The organism is Ruegeria sp. P8 (assembly GCF_056534665.1).
The window spans coordinates 1-16,971 of sequence record NZ_JBQERC010000015.1; the positions used below are offsets into that span (position 1 = coordinate 1).

Sequence of the window (16,971 nt, forward strand, 5' to 3'; positions counted from 1 at the left end):
TTGTTCCAGGCGCGCTTCATCATTGCGTTCTCCAAATCCGTGAAACGGTGCGCACGCCCAGATACCCCATATCCCGCCGCGCCTAAAGGACAGATGCAACCCTGCGGCACACCAACCCATCCCAACATCCAAACACGCTAAATAAGACCTCAACACCAAACCCGCAACCAAAACAACCGTCGCAAATGGCCAATATCCAACGCCAAGTTGGTTGCAGAAACAGGCGCTGCAACAATTACAGACGCAAACGTGACTGCATGGAGCAGGAGTTTCGTTTCATTTCACCGCCAAATATGACAATTCTGCCCTTGCGGGTCCGGTCCGCGATTGAGAAACACAAGCAGGTCGCGATCATTCGATGAGAGCCGAGATGACTTCTGAACAAGCCGTCCGCGATGCGGTTCAGACGCATTCGAAGCGTGTCTGGCGGTTTGCGCTGGCATTATCGGGTGCCTCGGATGTAGCTGACGATTTGTTGCAGGCCACATGTTTGCGCGCGCTTGAACGACATCATCAGGTGACGTCGCACAATCGTCTGGACAGCTGGTTGATGACAATCTGCCGGTCGATCTGGCTGAATAAGCTGCGTTCGCGGTCGGTTCGACGCGCGCAGGCGCTGTCGGTGACCCCCGAAGCGGATCTGGTTGCAACGGGACCGGATACAGAAACGAATATTTTCGCGGCTGAAGTGTTTACTCAAGTGATGCAGTTGCCTGAGGCACAGCGCGAAGCGGTAATGCTCGTCTTCGTTGAGGGGTACAGTTACCGCGAAGCCGCTGCCTTGTTGGAGGTTCCAATTGGCACGATCATGAGCCGGCTTTCGAATGCCCGGCAGAAACTTAAAACCGTGATGCGGATTGATGCAGCGGACACCGCGCGACGGAGTGGCAAATGAAGTTTTCCGACGAGACGCTAATAGCGTATCTGGAAGGCAGCCTGGACGAGGCTCAGACCCGCGCCATTGAGGCTGCGGTTGAAGATGATGCTACGCTGGAACATCGTCTGATGGCGCTGGATCCGTTTGCGCCTGTTGTTCGGGATATTTTTGAGAACCTGCCCGCTGAAGCGCCGAAGGTGGACCTGCCGGAAAAAACGACTAGGCCCGCCAATAACGGGTTTCTGCGTCTTGTTGCGGTGGCGGCCAGCGCGGCATTTGCAGCCGTCGCCGTAACATTCTGGGCCACCCGGCCAGCAGATTTAAGCTGGGCCCAGCAGGCCGCGATCTATCAATCACTTTACGTGCCGGAAACGATTGCATCGCTGGACAGTTCGGACGCGTCGCTGGCCAAACAATTTGCAATGGCCGAAGCCGAACTGGGACGAACGCTGAATCAGGAAACACTGGAAGCGTTGCCGGGGCTGGAGCTGAAGCGGGCGCAGGTTCTTTCCTTCAAAGGCAAGCCCTTGATCCAAGTGGTTTTTGCCGATGATCAGGGTCGACCACTTGCCTTCTGTGTCATTCGCCAAGGACCGAATGCCCCAAATACCGAAGTCCAACAAACGGTGTTGAGCGGTTTGGCAACTGCAAAGTGGGAGCAGGGCGGTTATGGATATATGCTGTTGGGCAGTTCCCCACAGACGGATTTAAGCAACGAACTGGAAGTGTTGACCCGCACATTCTCGGGCTGATGGAAAACCCTTGTGAACTGTTGCAAATGCCCGAAGAATGCCGGGTATGACGTCGAAGAAAACCATGCCCCTTCCAGAAGACGAGGTCGATGATCTTGGCCCAGCCAGCATCTATGATGGCGATCCGGCAGAAGAGGATGACCCTTGGTTTTTGCCTCCGGACCAGGACGTGGAGGAAGACTTCTTTCTGCCTGGTCCCCGATCATCGCAGCGCCCGTTATTCGATCCGCGCGATTGGCATTCGGCACAATCAGAACTGTCGGCAGAGCTTGCTGATCTTGCCCTGACCTTTGGTGCTCTGGACGAGAGGCTGCGTTCGGGGCCTGAGGGGTGGACGCACCGTTTGGCACTTATGGAAACGTCCGATCTGGGGTGGTGGACAGGGGATCGGGTCAGCGTGGACCGCCTGGCTTTGTGGACGGGTCTGAGGATAGGCGCGACCCACGATGACGTGCAGGCGCTGTTTCGGGCAGGTTGGGCCGTACGCCGTCTGAGCTCAGGCGCAGGCCCTGCTAGTGGCGGGTGGGAAAGTGGGTTGACCGCGTTTCTTGACCGTCTGGCTCAGGGCTCTGATGCGACGCCCGAAGCGATCGTTGATCTGGCCGAAGTCATGCAGAATGCGGAAAGGCTGCACCCGGTGACACAATCGGCGATCGCGTTTCATGCTTGGCGAGCTATATCGCAGGGCGTCGGACAAGACACCGAGGCGGCAATTATCGCTGCGCGGCACGCGGCTTCGATGGGGCGGGGCGGCGCAATGTTCATGCCTCTGGCGTTGTCTGGTCCGGGTGCGTTGCGCGGAACGGGTGGGCCGACGGACAAGTTGGGGTCTTGGATACAGGGCGCCGGGCAAGCGGTTCTTGCGGCCTTGCTGCACCTCGACAGGATCAGTGTCTGGGAGGGCAAGGCCCGCGACGCGACGCAAGATATGAGCGGCCGCACCCCACCACGACTGATTGATGCTCTGGCGGCGTGGCCAATGGTCTCGGCCCCGCTTGCGGAAGACTTGACCAACTCTTCGCGCGCGGCGGTTCAGCGGAATTTCGATCTGTTCACCCGGAGAGGTCTGGTGCGTGAAGTCACGGGCCAAGGCCGTTACCGGGTTTGGACAGCCGCACTATGACCCGTCAACCACTTGCGAAACGGTAAGATTGGACGGGCGCTTTCAGCGTCCAACACCGACGTAGGTTTCGAACCCCGATTTCAGCGCTGTAGTTTTCGAGTAGATGTTGCGCAGGTCAACCATCCTAGCTGTGTTCATAGATGCTGCAATTTCGGAAAGGTTCAGCGCGCGGAACTCATTCCATTCCGTCAGCAGCACAACAACATCCGCGCCCTGCGCGGCGATATACGGGTCGTCGCACCATTCGACGCCCGGCAAAAGCGCTTCTCCTTCAGATTTTCCCTGAGGGTCAACAACGCGCACCGTTGCGCCACCGCCAATCAGGGCGGGGACGATGGACAGCGAAGGTGCGTCGCGCATATCGTCCGTGTTGGGCTTGAACGTGACACCCAGAACCGTCACGGTCTTGCCGTTGAAATGATCGTCACATGCGTCTCGAATTTTCTCGATCATCCGTTTCTTGATTTCGTCATTCACGCGGATGACGGTCTCGGTGATTTGCATCGGATGCGCGTGGTCCTGCCCGATCCGGGCCAACGCGGCGGTATCCTTTGGAAAACATGAACCACCGTAGCCAGGTCCTGCATGCAGGAATTTGTTGCCAATTCGCCCGTCAAGGCCAATGCCACGCGATACTTCTTTGACATCCGCACCAACTTTTTCGCATAGCCCGGCGATTTCATTGATGAAGGTAATTTTGGTCGCTAGAAACGCGTTGGCGGCGTATTTTATCATCTCGGCGCTTTCCAGATCGGTGGTCAGGATCGGGAAGTCGCGCAGGTAAAGAGGGCGGTATATTTCTGCCATCACCTCGGCAGCGCGGTCATTTTCGACGCCGACCACAACGCGGTCCGGACGCATGAAATCGTCTATTGCCGCGCCTTCGCGAAGGAATTCAGGGTTCGAAGCCACGTCAAATTCGGCCTGGGGGTTAGCGGCCTTGACTGTTTCCTGCACTTTTCTGTTTGTTCCGACGGGCACAGTCGATTTTGTGACGATAACGGTATACCCGGAGACAGCCTGAGCGATTTCTTCCGCCGCTGCCATCACATAGGTCAGATCCGCATGGCCGTCTCCACGCCGGGTTGGCGTTCCAACTGCAATAAAGATAGCATCCGCGCCGTCCACTGCGGCTGCAAGATCGGTTGTGAAGCTCAGGCGGCCAGCCGCGACGTTTCGCGCCATCAGCACGTCCAGACCCGGTTCATAAATTGGCACCTGTCCGGCTTTGAGCATATCGATCTTCTGCTCAGCCTTATCAACGCAAATCACATCATGACCGAAGTCCGAGAAACACACACCGGAAACAAGGCCCACATACCCGGTGCCGATCATTGCAATGCGCATCTGCCAAATCCTTTTATACCAATTACTATCAACGGCGCGGGCACAATCGAAGAATCCGGCGCCGGTTTCAATGATTTACAGGTATGGTTGCTGAGTTCCCATGTTTTCTTGTTGTTTTTGAGGCAATATGCGCGGGAACAGAGTTTTTACAATCCGTCGTGCTGCGCAGAACTTGTTGAATCACGTCCATTGTCAGCTGAAATGATACAATTCTGGGCATGGACCAGTAATAAACAGCCACTAAGCGGGCGGTGTTGCGCCGCCCACTTTCCGCCCGGAGCAAGGCGGCTGTGGCGGGTCCAATGGAATTGGCGATTGCTATAGAAATGGACCGACGACGCAAAAAAACCGCCCGAACCACAGTTCAGGCGGCAGCTGTGCTCAGAACCAGCGCCCTATGGCGATGACACTTGGTGAAAAAGCCGCTGTATCCGAAGTTACAGAGAGGGCTTTGCACGTGGCTTGAGTGTTTCCGGGCACATCAAACCCGATGAAACGATTATTGGCTCCAGCGCTGCCACTAACGCTTGGCGCAGAGGAAAATGGCGCTGGGTAGTTCCACGTCATTGCAGCGCTTGCGAACAATACGCCTTCCGCGGCCGTGCATGCGACAGGAAGCAACGCGGCGGTGCAGATCAGGGTTCCATCGGCAAAACGTGTAAATTCGCCATTGGTGTTACTTCCGCGCTCTATGACCGCACCGGTTGGTATACCGCCAACTTCTGATACCGACCCCAGAAGGTTACCCGGCCCATAACCGTAGTCGGCACGCATCAAGCGACCCGAAGTGGTATCCGTCGCATCGCCCTGAACAGCCGCACCAGCCGCTGTTCCGGTCGCGGGGTCAAAAGTCAGAGCTTCCGTCCAGGTACCTCCGTCAGGGGACACTTTGATTGAAAACCCCGTACTTCCGGATAACCCCATTTCAGCGTGACCGGTCCAGTTCGACTGAAACACCAGCGATGCTGTATCGCTGGCACCCGCCTTGTTGATCTTCAGCTGATGCCCGCCGCCCTCATGGCTCAGAAGCGTTGCCGGGCTTCGGACAGACAAGCGATTCGTAGCGTCCGAACTTGTTGCCACCCCAATACCATTCAGGTTCTGAGTATTGACGGGCAAGGGCAGCCAGTCAGACCCATTCCAGATCTTCAGTTCACCAGTGGCCTCGTCCCAGGCGCGCCAGCCCGCATACGGGGTCAAGAAATGCCAGGCGTTGTCCAGCCATGCGGCAAGCTCTCCTGCATGTCCGGCCCAGTCCCCGGTGGGGGTGACGCCCAGAGCATGGATATCACCCTGCTCGGGGACAACGGGCGGGGTGCTGGCATTGGTCGTCTGAACTGTTAGCTGAACGACCAGATCAAGCTGTCGCAGTGCCTCGTTGTGGGTGACGTGCTTTTGAGCCTGCGAAGGTTGTAGAAAAGGCAGGCGCAATCTGGGTGAGGTCATTGACACGAGGGTCCTCCTGTGGTCGTCGGTCCGAAAGTCGGTTGCGTGCCACCCTGCCGTAAGGCGCGTCAATCCGGTCTGACCTGGCCGACCGCACAGGAAATGATCTATTAACCTAAGTATCTCCGGGGACAAGCCGACCCGAGTATGGCCTATGGAGAACTTTGACGCTGCTTAATCTCGGGCATAAATGTCTTCGTACCGTATGATGTCATCTTCGCCCAAGTAGGTGCCTGTCTGAACTTCGATCAGAACCATGGGCACTTTGCCGGGGTTCTCCATCCGGTGCACGGCACCCAGCGGGATATAGACAGACTGGTTTTCGCTGACCAGCCGTTCCTGATCATCGACCGTAACCTTGGCGGTGCCTTCAACCACAATCCAATGTTCGGACCGGTGGTGATGGGACTGCAGGCTGAGCGAAGCGCCAGGATGTACATGGATTCGTTTAACCTGAAATCTGTCACCGATCACGAGGCTCTCAAACCAGCCCCAGGGGCGGTGATCGACCGGAAGCGTATCTGCCTGTTTGGCCCCTTTAGCCTTTAAGGCAGCGACAGCCTGCTTGACGTCCTGGGCTTTGTCCATGCTAGCAACCAGCACAGCATCCGGCATCGCAACTGCGATAATGTTCTCAAGCCCCATTGCCACCACTTCCTGAGCTGGCGATTCTGATCGTATCAGAACGTTGCGGCAGTCGATTGTGGTTACTTCCCCATTTGTCGCGATGCCGTTTTCATCAGGGTTTGACAATTCTTGAACAGCCGTCCAACTGCCAACATCCGACCAACCAGCGGAATACGGAACCACGCTGAGGTTGGGAGCTTTTTCCATGACCGCATAGTCGATCGAGATGTCATCGACTTCAGCCCAAGCCGAAGGATCCAATCTCAGGAACCCCAAGTCTGTCTTTGCGTTGTCGACGGCCTTTTGGACAGGTGCAACAAGGGTGCTTGCGAATTTTTCATATGCGGCAACGATGTCACGTGCCGCAAACAGGAAGATGCCGGAATTCCACAGGTAACTGCCATCTTTCACCATCGCCTGCGCCGCATCCAGATCCGGTTTCTCCGCGAAACGATCCAGGCGAACTGCACCTCCGGACGCGTCTGGGGCGTCGTTCAGCTTTAAGTAGCCATACCCGGTTTCGGGCCGAGTGGGCGTGATGCCAAATGTCACCAGATCGCCTCGTTCGGCAATTGCGCGCGTGCCTTCGGCGACGGCCTGATGAAAAGCCGCCTTGTTTGGAAGCACATGATCTGAAGGTGCGACCAGCATGATGGCTTCCGGATCATGTGAGGCAAGGTACAACGCAGCCGCGAGTACAGCAGGGGCTGTGTTGCGCCCTTCAGGCTCAATCAGGACCGGACCGGGGTCGATGCCCACGGCCGCCAACTGTTCAGGGACAATAAACCGAAAGGCTTCGTTGGTGAGAACTAGTGGTTTTGCATAGGGTGCATGTGAGGGTCCCAGCATCCGGTCGGCGCAATCTTGTAAAAGACTGGTTTTGCCGACAAGTGGAACGAATTGCTTGGGATAGCTTTTGCGCGACAGGGGCCACAAACGCGTTCCTGAACCACCACACAGGATAACTGGATAGACCGTACTGTTCATACACGTGCCCCTGAATTGCTGATGATTAACGTTATTATTCAGTTCTCTTTGTGGAATGGAAGATCCCGTGGCTACTGGGCCGCTTTTCCAGTTGCCACGATGTCATTCAGGTATTGGCTCAGGTCATCACGCAGGTCGTCACGGGCAAGAGCAAAGGAAACGGTCGCTTGCAGAAAACCGGATTTTGAGCCGCAGTCGAAACGCTGCCCGTCGAACTTGTATCCAAATACAGGCACACCGGATGCGATATCCTCGGCGATTGCATCAGTCAGTTGGATTTCACCACCACTTCCGGTTTTCATTGCGTTCAGGTTGTTCAGCACGGAAGGTCGGAGAATATAACGACCGATAACTGCCAGATTGGATGGCGCTTTCGACGGCTCAGGCTTTTCAACCATACCCTTGGCTGGAATGACCGGGCCAATACTGTCGACAACATCCAGCACGCCGTACGAACTTGTCTTTTCTGGTGGAACATCCATCGTTGCCACCATGTTGCCGCCTGTTTCTTCATAGGCTTCAACCATTTGTTGCAGACATGGTGTATCTGCAGCAATCACATCGTCAGGCAGCATTACGGCAAAAGGTTCATCGCCTATCAAGCGGCGCGCGCACCAAACGGCGTGGCCCAACCCCAAGGCTTTGTGTTGGCGGATATAGGCTATCGCGCCGCTTTCCATATTGGTCTTGTTCAGGATATCGAGAAGCTTGTTTTTACCTTTGGCCATTAGCTCCTGTTCGAGGACGAGGTTATGGTCAAAGTAATCTTCAAGCGCGGATTTCCCGCGAGACGTCACAAAGATGAACTCTTTGATCCCAGCGGCGCGGGCTTCGTCGATTGCATATTGCACCAGCGGGCGATCCACCAACGTCATGATCTCTTTCGGAACGGATTTGGTTGCCGGCAAAAACCGGGTTCCCATTCCCGCCACTGGAAAAACTGCTTTGGTGACTTTACGTGTCATGGTGCCTCTCAAAACAAAACTTGGCCGGAAAAGCAAAAAACATCCGGAATGTCCTCTTAGTCTTCAAAACCGTGTCAATCAATCATGCCCGGTGTGTCGACTGTAATTGACCAACTCGTGCCATCTCGGTCCAGATGAGTCAAAAGCCGACTCTATTGTTTCCTGTATACAAGGCCTGAACCACAGTTCCCAGAGACCCTTCCGTTTTTACTCTGTGCCAAAAATCTGGCGACGATTTGTCGATCACGGAAAGTTGATGTGTTTGGAGCAGCGTCAGTTGACTTGAAAAGTCCCCGGACGGAGTCCCGCGTACCTTACATTGGATGGGTATATCGCCTTGTTATTACGAGAAGTTTTGGGCTGCGCGGTCAAAAAAAGAACACAGTTGGCACGGACTGTGCAATTGAAATTAGCACGGCTCGCTTAGTCGCAAGCGGCGTGTCTCAATGGCAGACGCAACCCGTCGGCAAACATCCGAGCTTCATGGAAATACATGGTCTGACGCATCAAGTTAGTTTTCGATTGAGCAACAATATAATCGCAACCACAAAGATTGATGTTAATGACGGTCTGTTGCGACCGGCGGTAAGACGCTCAGGCAAGTTACCAGAGACCGTTCAATGCATGCTTGGTGCCTTATCGGGCCAGTTTTGTTTTCATCGAGATTTCAGGAAAACAGGTAGGTGCAAGACCCAATGCTTCCTGCCATCTGCCTATTGATCGGCGGGTTTTGAAACCTGGCAAACCGTCAACGCCCCCGACATCGTACCCCAAGCTTTCCAGCGCGCCCTGCATCTTTGCGATGTCAGAACGGTACAAGCCACCGACCTTGCCCCATTGTCCTTTGAAATCGCCGCTTCCAAATTGGATTCTGTCACCGACATGGCCCACGAACAAAGCATACAGATCGCTTTTGTTGTATTCCTTAAGAACGTAAAAATTCGGAGTGACAAGAAAAGCAGGACCAAATCGTCCGGCTGGCATCATCAGGTAACCTGCACCCTTCAGCTCGTGAGCTGGATAAGGTTTACCCGAGACCCGGTTTATGCCCATCGCTTCCCATTGCTGGATTGACCGCCCCTGATCAGGTCCTTCCAAGGCACATGAAACGGTTGCTGGCACAGACACTTCGAAGCCCCAGTCACGCCCGGCGACCCAGCCGTGCTGTTTCAGGTAGTTGCCAATCGATGTGATTGTATCATCGGATGACCCCCAGATATCGACCTGTCCATCGCCGTTGCCATCTGCGGCGTAAGCCAAATAGCTTGATGGCATGAATTGGGGTTGTCCTAACGCGCCCGCCCAACTGCTTTTCAATTGCCGGGCTGGCAGAGGTCCTGCTTCCGCGATTTGCAGAGCCGCGATAAGCTCGGCCGTGAAGTAGTCCGCGCGCGTGCTCATGAATGCCTTGGTCGACAAAACCCTGAACGCATCATGGCGGATCGGCACCTGCCCATAGCCGCTCTCTCTGCCCCAGATTGCCAGAATGATACGAGCAGGAACGCCCGTTTGACGTTCGACTTTGGCAAGAATCGCAGAGTGTTGCCTCGCCATCCTGCGCCCGATAGACGTTGCGCCCTGAATTGACCCCGGATTGAAATACCGGCTGGGCGATCCAAACTCGGCTTGTTTTTGCGCCTTGGGCGTTTTGCGTTTATGTCCGGGGGGAACCAGATCAGGCAGGTCCCAGTTCAGAGTAACACCAGAAAACGCCTGTTGCAGTGTGTTGCGCGAAACACCTTTGGCCTGCGCCTGCGGCCAGATCGTCTCCAACAACCACGACTGAAACTGGCGTTCAATTGCTGCACGATCCTGTGCCAGTGCGGTCTGGGACAGAATGATCAATCCTAGAGTGAACAGCAAAATACGCATTGACGATTTATCTGTCCCGACTGGCCTTGCAAGTCAACGGGAAGATGCCGCGCGACCCGTCGCCGTTTACACCCAAAGTTGAAAGAAAATTGAGGATGGCAATCCCCGGTTCGGAAAAACTCTTGAGAAAATTCACCCGCTTGCCGATAGTTGGATGGGATTGAGATGAGGAGAGGACAGTCAGCTGTGGCACAAGTCATTTCGTCCAATCCATCCTTGCTCAGGCTTGTCGTTGTGCTCCTGTTGATCGTTTCGGCGCAACCAGCTTTGGCCAGCGACAGCTTTATGGACCCGCAAGGCCCAATAGCGGCAGTTCAGAAAACGCATTTGCTTCGGGCGACCGTATTGATCCTGCTGGCCGTTATCCCGGTATTGGTGCTGGTCCCGATAATAGCGTTTCGGTATCGCCGCCGGAGCAACCGCATTGCGCCCTACGCGCCGGATTGGGATTTCTCGGCAAAGCTGGAATTTGTAATGTGGGGTGTGCCTGTCATAATCGTGGCCTTGCTGTCTTTTTACCTTTGGAAGGCGACGCATCGGCTTGACCCGTATTCGGCACCGTTTGGTGAAGATCCGGCGCTGCGGGTTCAGGTTGTCGGTCTGGATTGGAAGTGGCTGTTTCTGTACCCCGATCTTGGGGTCGCCACTGTAGGAGAGTTCGGAATTCCGACAAAGCGGCAAGTTGCATTGACGCTGACAACCGATACCGTGATGCAGTCGTTTATGATACCCGCGCTGGCCGGACAGATTTATGCGATGCCGGGCATGACCACCCAGTTACATCTTGTCGCGGATGCGCCGGAAGTGATGCAGGGTGAAAACACTCAGTACAACGGACGGGGCTTTGCCAAGCAGAAGTTCCGCACCATCGCAATGAGTGGTGAGGATTTCGACGCTTGGGTCGAAAAAGTGCGTAACAAAAGCATCCAACTAGATGTGGCAACTTATCGGAAACTGGCCATGCGGACCGACAGGGATGAGGTTCAGGCCGCTTTGGGAACATCTCGGATGCCGGATGATGCGCTCTACTTCACAATAGAAGACGACCTGTTTCAGAATATCCTGAGCCGCTACCACAGCGGTCAGCCTTTGCCGGTCGATCTACAGCCTGGAACTGCATCATTTGGGCAGGAGGCGCAAAAATGACGCCAACCGAGACAGGTTTCTTCGGGCGTCTGAGTTGGGACGCTTTTCCGATTGCCGGGTTGATCCAGAACCCAAATACTAATGAGATCGTGGCCAATACAGCCGCAGCTGTTGTGATTATTGGCGCTGTGGTTGTCGTAGGATTGCTGAGCTGGTTTCGTCTGTGGACACCCCTGTGGCGCGATTGGCTGACCAGCGTCGATCACAAGAAGATCGGTATCATGTATATCGTCTTTGCCATCGTGATGCTGGCACGCGGTGTGCTTGAAGGCGTTGTCATGCGCGCGCAGCAGGCTTCCGGGCCTGGCGACGGTTTCCTCGAAGCCGAACATTTTGCCGAGCTTTTCAGCACTCACGGCACAATCATGGTCTTCTTTGTTGCCGTTCCCTTTGTCTTTGGTGTTGCGAATTACATTGTCCCGCTGATGATCGGCGCGCGCGATGTGGCATTCCCGCGACTAAACCAGATTAGTCTGGGCCTTACGGTTTCGTCAGGCATGATGCTGATGGTGTCGCTGGTGATTGGAGAGTTTTCGACCGGCGGTTGGACAGCCTATCCACCGTATACCGGCGCAGCGTTCAATCCCGGTGTTGGACCGGATTACTGGATCTGGGCCATCGTTGTTTCGGGCATTGGCACCTCACTGACCGGTATCAATTTTGCTGTAACGATCTACAAGTTGCGCGCGCCGGGCATGACGTTCATGCGGCTGCCGATGTATTGCTGGACAATCATTTGCAGTTCGATCTTGATCGTCTTTGCTATGCCGCCTTTGGGTGTCGCCGCGCTGATGCTTGCCGCTGATCGCTATCTTGATTTCCACTTTTTCACAAACGACCTCGGTGGCAACATGATGAACTATGCCAATCTGTTTTGGCTGTTCGGCCACCCCGAGGTTTACCTGCTGGTTTTGCCTGCTTATGGCATCTATTCCGAGGTGTTTGCGACCTTCTCGGCCAAACGGCTTTATGGCTACAACTCGCTTGTCATCGCGACCATGTCGATCGCAGTGTTGTCGTTCACAGTCTGGCTGCACCACTTTTTCACCATGGGTCAAAGCGCGCTGATCAACGCGGTGTTTGGCATTGCGACCATGCTGATTGCCATCCCAACCGGCGTGAAAGTCTATGACTGGATGGCGACGTTGTGGCGGGGGCGCATTCGGTTTTCGGTGCCGATGCTTTATGGGTTGTCATTTTTGATGCTGTTTGCCATCGGTGGGCTGAGCGGTGTGATCCTGGCAAACCCAACCGTAGATTACCAGGTTCACAATACGCTGTTTTTGGTAGCTCATTTCCACAACGCGTTATTGCCTGGCGTGTTGTTCGGATTGTTGGCGGCATACAATTACTGGTTCCCCAAGGCCTTTGGATTCCGACTGAACGAATTCTGGGGCCGGGTTTCTGTCTTTTGCTGGACCGGGGGGTTTTTGCTGACATTCATGCCGCTCTATTTCGTCGGGCTGTTGGGCATGCCACGCCGCTCTTTCAGCTATAGCGATCCGTCTTTCCACCCTTTCATGATCGTGGCCATCATCGGAGCGATAGTTATTACCTGTGGATTGTTCTCGGTCCTGATCCAGCTATGGGTCAGCATTCGTGACCGCGACCAAACCCGCGTTCCTGTTGGGGATCCCTGGGATGGTCGCACATTGGAATGGACTATCCCTTCACCGCCTCCCGCGTACAACTTTGCGATCATCCCCAAGGTTACGGATCGGGATGAATTCACGGCACAGAAGGCAAAAGGAACGGCCTATCCAACACCAGACGCTTATGAAGATATCGAACTGCCCCGAAACACGGGAATTGGCTTTGTCCTGTGTGTTCTCAGCGGCATATGGATATTTGCGCTGGTCTGGTGGATCTGGTGGCTTGCCGCGATAATGACGGTTTTGATGATCCTTGCGGTGATCATCTGGACATTTGATGACAGTACAGAACTCACCATCCCCGCGGAAGAGGTGCGAAGGGATCACGAAGCCTGGTTGGCGTTGGTCCACAGCGAAGCGGCGGTTGATCGCGACTCTGAAACTTCTTCGGAAAACCGCGGCCTTGCCCGCCCGGATCTGGAGGTGGCGACATGAAGCGTGCGCCGACACACAGCTATCCCGGTATCAATCTTGGAGAACATCACGCCAGTGCCCACAAGGCGACCGAGGTTGTCACCTTTGGGTTCTGGGTCTTCTTGATGAGCGATCTGGTTTATTTCGGCCTGATGTTCGCGATTTACATAACAATGATCGATGCACAGGCAGGTGGTCCCGGCCCGCACGAGTTGTTTGATCTGAAAAGTGTTTTTGCGCAAACCCTGATACTGCTGACCAGCAGCCTGACAGTGGGTCTTGCCATGCTGGCGCTGAAGTACAATCTGCCGCGCGGTCGCATTGTCTTGTGGTTTGGCGTCACTCTTGTGCTGGGGCTTGGTTTTCTGGTGCTGGAAGTGCGTGACTTCATGGCCATGGCGGAAAAAGGCGGCATTCCGCAGCGCAGCGGTTTTCTGTCAGCCTTTTTTGGGTTGGTCCCGCTTCATGGTCTGCACGTTGCGACTGGATGCCTTTGGCTGATCGTTTTAGGTATCCAGTTACGCGTCATGGGCATGACGGATGTGGTTATCTCGCGCGTGGTGCGGCTGGCGTTGTTCTGGCATTTTCTCGATCTGATCTGGATTGGGATCATTACCATCGTGTATTTCGGAGGTCTGACCTATGGATAAGCGCTCTGAAATGCATCGTCGCGAGCGTCGGCGCTATGTGATCGGGTATGGTGGCTCGCTTTTGCTGACCTTGGCGATGTTTGGCGTGGCGCAGGTTTATGGGATTGAAACGGTTGGGGTTTACCTGACCATCGGGTTGCTTGGATTGGCACAGCTTGTGTTGCAGCTTGTCTACTTCCTGCATATCGATCGTCGGCGCAGCAGCCGCGAAGATCTGCATCTGGTGCTGTTTTCGACACTGGTTCTGATGATCATGATCCTTGGCACCGTCTGGGTTCTGGGCAATTTGGCCACCCGAATGCACATGCACTTGATGTAGTGCGTATTTGAAACAAGCGGGGTGGCGGGTCGAGATTTGGCTTTCGGCAGGACCACCAATAGCGGAAAAAGCCTCAGTAGGTTGTCCGCATTTGATACCCCTGATGATAGGTCATGCGTACAAAGGTGACCGGGGTTTTTCGAAACCACGTTGTCCGCTCCAACTGGAACAAAGGTGTTCCGGGCGGAACAGAAAGAAAATCCTGAAGCGGGCCGGTCGCCGGAACAGCCGAGAAGGCAATTTCCGCGTTCGAAAACGGAACTTCGGCCAGCAACCATTCATTTGGACCGGTGGTCAGAAAGTCCTCATTCATGACGTGCGGTACTGCGGCTGTATTGATCCATCGCTCCTCGAACTGGAAGGGGCGATTGTCGGCATGGTGCATACAGCGCAAATGCAGAATTTGCGTGCCCTCGGGCAGTCCGAGTTTGGCTTGTAGCCATGCCGGACAATCTATCAGCGTACGGCTGACCAACGCATACCGGTATTCTGCATTCATATCTTCAATGGTTTGACGGACTACTGCAATGGGCAGCCTGGCCTGTTTGACCGGTGTTGTAACCACACGTGTGCCACCTTTGCGTTTGCGTGTGACAATACCCTGATCAGCAAGTTCACGGAGTGCTCGATTGACAGTCGCGCGGGCGCAGCCGAACTCGGCGGCAAGCTCCAGTTCGGTGGGCAGCAGGCTGCCTTGCGGCCAAATTCTGGTCTGGATGCGATTTAGAACTTCATCGCGGATATCCTGGAAGCCGACGTTTTTTTGCTCGTTCACATTGTGCTCACTATATTTTCGAACTTATTTATATTATGTCTAGGTTAACGGTGAGATGCAAAGAATTTGACCCAGAACCTTATCAGATTGCAGGATTGCGCGGTTACGCCATGGGCCAATGGTGGCGGGGTAACAACCGAACTTGCCGCGAAGCGGGTCGGTAAACATGTCGTCTGGCGTATCAGTGTGGCCCGGATCGATCGGGATGGGCCATTTTCCCGATTTCCAGGCATGGCGCGTGTACACACGATCATCGAAGGCGCCGGGCTTGATTTGCTCGGCGATAGTGGCGTTTTACCAGTGCGACCATTCCTGCCGGTTTCGTTCGACGGAGCGCTCGCGCTGAATGCGCGTCTGTTGGGCGGGCCGTGTCGTGCGCTCAATGTGATCTACGATCCAAAGATCGTCGTTGTGGTAGTGAACGTTTTTGCAAATGATCAGGAATTCGAAGCGACAGCGGGCGAGTTTGTCTTTGTCGCCTCGGGAATGGCCCACATGTCAGACAACACGCCGCTGGTTGCCGGAGACGCAATGACGCTGAACGCCGCTGTTACGGTCAGTCCGGCTGCAGGCGCTAAGATCCTTCGCGTGTGTTTCAATAAGATCCCTAGCTAAAGCTCAGCCAGAAGCTCACTTATTGCCCCTTTGTAGTTACGCGTGACCTTGTCCCGCAGGACGTGATGTCCGTTTTGAACCTGGTGTCTGCCTGCGGACCAAAGATCAGTTACGACATTATCTTTGGCGGCAAAGACTAGACCATCCAGCAGTTGGTGAGGTTGTAGTGCGCAAAGGGCAGGGGCCTGACTGTCGATGGCGACGAGATCGGCCAGCATTCCTTCGGCAATTTGCCCCGCGTTGCGGCTTAGCGCCTGCGCACCGCCAATAGCTGCGCCGCGATAAAGGGTTTGTCCGGCAGAGCCTTCGCCAACCACCATCACGTTACGTGACAGGTCGCGCAGTCGTTGCGAGTATTCGAGTGCGCGGAGCTCTTCGGTCATGGAAATCAACACGTTGGAGTCCGATCCCACGCCAAAAGCGCCGCCTGCATTCAGATAGACAGGGCCGTTGAAAGGCCCGTCGCCCAGGTTGGCTTCTGTCACCGGGCACAGACCGGCAACGGCTTTGCTGCGGGCCATTGCGCGAGTCTCTTCGTCGGTCATATGGGTTGCGTGGATCAGGCACCAGTTGGACTCAACCGGGGCATTGTCCAGCAGCCATTCGACCGGACGCGCGCCAAGGCCAGCCTGCACTTCCTCAACCTCTCTGGGTTGTTCGGCAATGTGAATATGGATTGGACCGGAACTTTGTGATGCCACCACCTGCGCCAGATCGCGCGGACAGGTGGCGCGTAGGGAATGTGGCGCGATGCCGACGCGACAGTCGTCAGGAAGATTGCCGAGCGCACCCCGCGCCTGTGCGACAAGTTCGCAAAAACGGTCCACATCATTGCCAAAGCGTCGCTGCCCCGCCTCCAGCGGTTTTTCCCCAACTCCTGCATAGCTGTAGAGCACGGGCAGATGGGTCAGGCCAATTCCGGTCTCAGCAGCAGCGGCCATGATCCGGTCGCTGAGTTCGCAAATTCTGTTATAGGGTTGCCCGTTCGGTTGGTGGTGCAGGTAATGGAATTCACCGACCGAGGCGTATCCGGCCTCCTGCATCTCGACATAAACTTGCGCGGCGATGGCCTGAATGTGGTCAGGGTTCAGGCGGGCTGTGAAGCGATACATCAGATCGCGCCAAGTCCAGAAACTGTCACGGCCAGCCAGCCGATATTCGGTCATTCCCGCCATGGCGCGCTGAAAGGCATGGCTGTGAAGGTTGGCCAAAGCGGGCAGTAGAGTGTCGACGCGGGTGTCGCCGATTTGCGCGACAGCATTGGGTGTCAGTCGGGCAATGCGACCATTCTTGATCTCGAGTCGCAGATTCTCTGCCCAGCCGGCTGCCAGAAAGGCCCGTTTTGCGAAAATGACCGTCATCCCTACCTCCGGTTTTATGAATAGACATATGACATAAAGACCT

The 16,971-nt window shown here is 55.2% G+C and carries 15 protein-coding genes; 8 read left to right on the forward strand and 7 right to left on the reverse strand.

Features of this window, described 5'->3' with window-relative positions:
* Positions 1-370: 370 nt before the first annotated feature.
* The 3 genes from ACR0BZ_RS15450 to ACR0BZ_RS15460 all read left to right on the forward strand — a co-directional run bounded on the left by ACR0BZ_RS15450 (position 371) and on the right by ACR0BZ_RS15460 (position 2,752).
* The gene (locus tag ACR0BZ_RS15450) at positions 371-895 is read left to right on the forward strand and encodes an RNA polymerase sigma factor (protein ID WP_480920667.1); all 525 of its coding nucleotides are present in this window, start codon (positions 371-373) and stop codon (positions 893-895) included.
* Complete coding sequence (locus tag ACR0BZ_RS15455) at positions 892-1,629, forward strand: anti-sigma factor family protein (protein ID WP_480920668.1); 738 nt, start codon at positions 892-894, stop codon at positions 1,627-1,629. The genes ACR0BZ_RS15450 and ACR0BZ_RS15455 overlap by 4 nt, the downstream gene beginning before the upstream one ends.
* A gap of 64 nt (positions 1,630-1,693) precedes the next feature.
* On the forward strand, positions 1,694-2,752 hold the full coding sequence (locus ACR0BZ_RS15460) for a helix-turn-helix domain-containing protein (protein ID WP_480920669.1): 1,059 nt from the start codon (positions 1,694-1,696) through the stop codon (positions 2,750-2,752).
* A gap of 42 nt (positions 2,753-2,794) precedes the next feature.
* Here ACR0BZ_RS15460 and ACR0BZ_RS15465 read toward each other — a convergent pair whose 3' ends face one another.
* The 5 genes from ACR0BZ_RS15465 to ACR0BZ_RS15485 form a co-directional block, all read right to left on the reverse strand.
* Positions 2,795-4,099: a UDP-glucose dehydrogenase family protein gene (locus tag ACR0BZ_RS15465; RefSeq protein WP_480920670.1), complete on the reverse strand. Its 1,305-nt coding sequence runs from the start codon at positions 4,097-4,099 to the stop codon at positions 2,795-2,797.
* A 381-nt stretch (positions 4,100-4,480) separates the two neighbouring features.
* Positions 4,481-5,545: a DUF2793 domain-containing protein gene (locus tag ACR0BZ_RS15470; RefSeq protein ID WP_480870534.1), complete on the reverse strand. Its 1,065-nt coding sequence runs from the start codon at positions 5,543-5,545 to the stop codon at positions 4,481-4,483.
* Between the two features lie 174 nt (positions 5,546-5,719).
* Positions 5,720-7,159 (reverse strand): mannose-1-phosphate guanylyltransferase/mannose-6-phosphate isomerase, encoded by a 1,440-nt coding sequence (locus ACR0BZ_RS15475; RefSeq protein ID WP_480477025.1) that lies wholly within the window; start codon positions 7,157-7,159, stop codon positions 5,720-5,722.
* A 71-nt stretch (positions 7,160-7,230) separates the two neighbouring features.
* The gene (locus ACR0BZ_RS15480) at positions 7,231-8,124 is read right to left on the reverse strand and encodes a UTP--glucose-1-phosphate uridylyltransferase (RefSeq protein ID WP_480477027.1); all 894 of its coding nucleotides are present in this window, start codon (positions 8,122-8,124) and stop codon (positions 7,231-7,233) included.
* A 636-nt stretch (positions 8,125-8,760) separates the two neighbouring features.
* Positions 8,761-9,996, reverse strand: a complete 1,236-nt coding sequence (locus ACR0BZ_RS15485) for a lytic murein transglycosylase (RefSeq protein WP_480920671.1) — start codon at positions 9,994-9,996, stop codon at positions 8,761-8,763.
* A gap of 186 nt (positions 9,997-10,182) precedes the next feature.
* On the opposite strand from ACR0BZ_RS15485, the gene ACR0BZ_RS15490 reads away from it, so the two are divergent.
* Genes ACR0BZ_RS15490 through ACR0BZ_RS15505 form a run of 4 tightly spaced genes read left to right on the forward strand, consistent with a single transcriptional unit; the run spans position 10,183 to position 14,177 of the window.
* Entirely contained in the window at positions 10,183-11,142 is a 960-nt protein-coding gene (locus ACR0BZ_RS15490) for a cytochrome ubiquinol oxidase subunit II (RefSeq protein WP_480920672.1), read from the forward strand.
* Positions 11,139-13,229: a cbb3-type cytochrome c oxidase subunit I gene (locus ACR0BZ_RS15495; RefSeq protein ID WP_480487345.1), complete on the forward strand. Its 2,091-nt coding sequence runs from the start codon at positions 11,139-11,141 to the stop codon at positions 13,227-13,229. Before ACR0BZ_RS15490 ends, ACR0BZ_RS15495 begins: the two co-directional genes overlap by 4 nt.
* Positions 13,226-13,858, forward strand: coding sequence for a cytochrome c oxidase subunit 3 (locus ACR0BZ_RS15500; protein ID WP_480920673.1), 633 nt, complete (start codon positions 13,226-13,228; stop codon positions 13,856-13,858). Before ACR0BZ_RS15495 ends, ACR0BZ_RS15500 begins: the two co-directional genes overlap by 4 nt.
* Positions 13,851-14,177: a cytochrome o ubiquinol oxidase subunit IV gene (locus ACR0BZ_RS15505; protein ID WP_480483630.1), complete on the forward strand. Its 327-nt coding sequence runs from the start codon at positions 13,851-13,853 to the stop codon at positions 14,175-14,177. The genes ACR0BZ_RS15500 and ACR0BZ_RS15505 overlap by 8 nt, the downstream gene beginning before the upstream one ends.
* Before the next feature lie 73 nt (positions 14,178-14,250).
* On the opposite strand, the gene ACR0BZ_RS15510 is transcribed toward ACR0BZ_RS15505, so the two are convergent.
* Positions 14,251-14,952, reverse strand: a complete 702-nt coding sequence (locus ACR0BZ_RS15510; protein WP_480920674.1) for a GntR family transcriptional regulator — start codon at positions 14,950-14,952, stop codon at positions 14,251-14,253.
* A 66-nt stretch (positions 14,953-15,018) separates the two neighbouring features.
* On the opposite strand from ACR0BZ_RS15510, the gene ACR0BZ_RS15515 reads away from it, so the two are divergent.
* Positions 15,019-15,567 (forward strand): HutD/Ves family protein, encoded by a 549-nt coding sequence (locus ACR0BZ_RS15515; RefSeq protein WP_480920675.1) that lies wholly within the window; start codon positions 15,019-15,021, stop codon positions 15,565-15,567.
* Here ACR0BZ_RS15515 and ACR0BZ_RS15520 read toward each other — a convergent pair.
* Complete coding sequence (locus ACR0BZ_RS15520; protein ID WP_480920676.1) at positions 15,564-16,928, reverse strand: formimidoylglutamate deiminase; 1,365 nt, start codon at positions 16,926-16,928, stop codon at positions 15,564-15,566. The two genes, ACR0BZ_RS15515 and ACR0BZ_RS15520, sit on opposite strands and share 4 nt — an antisense overlap.
* Positions 16,929-16,971 lie beyond the last annotated feature (43 nt).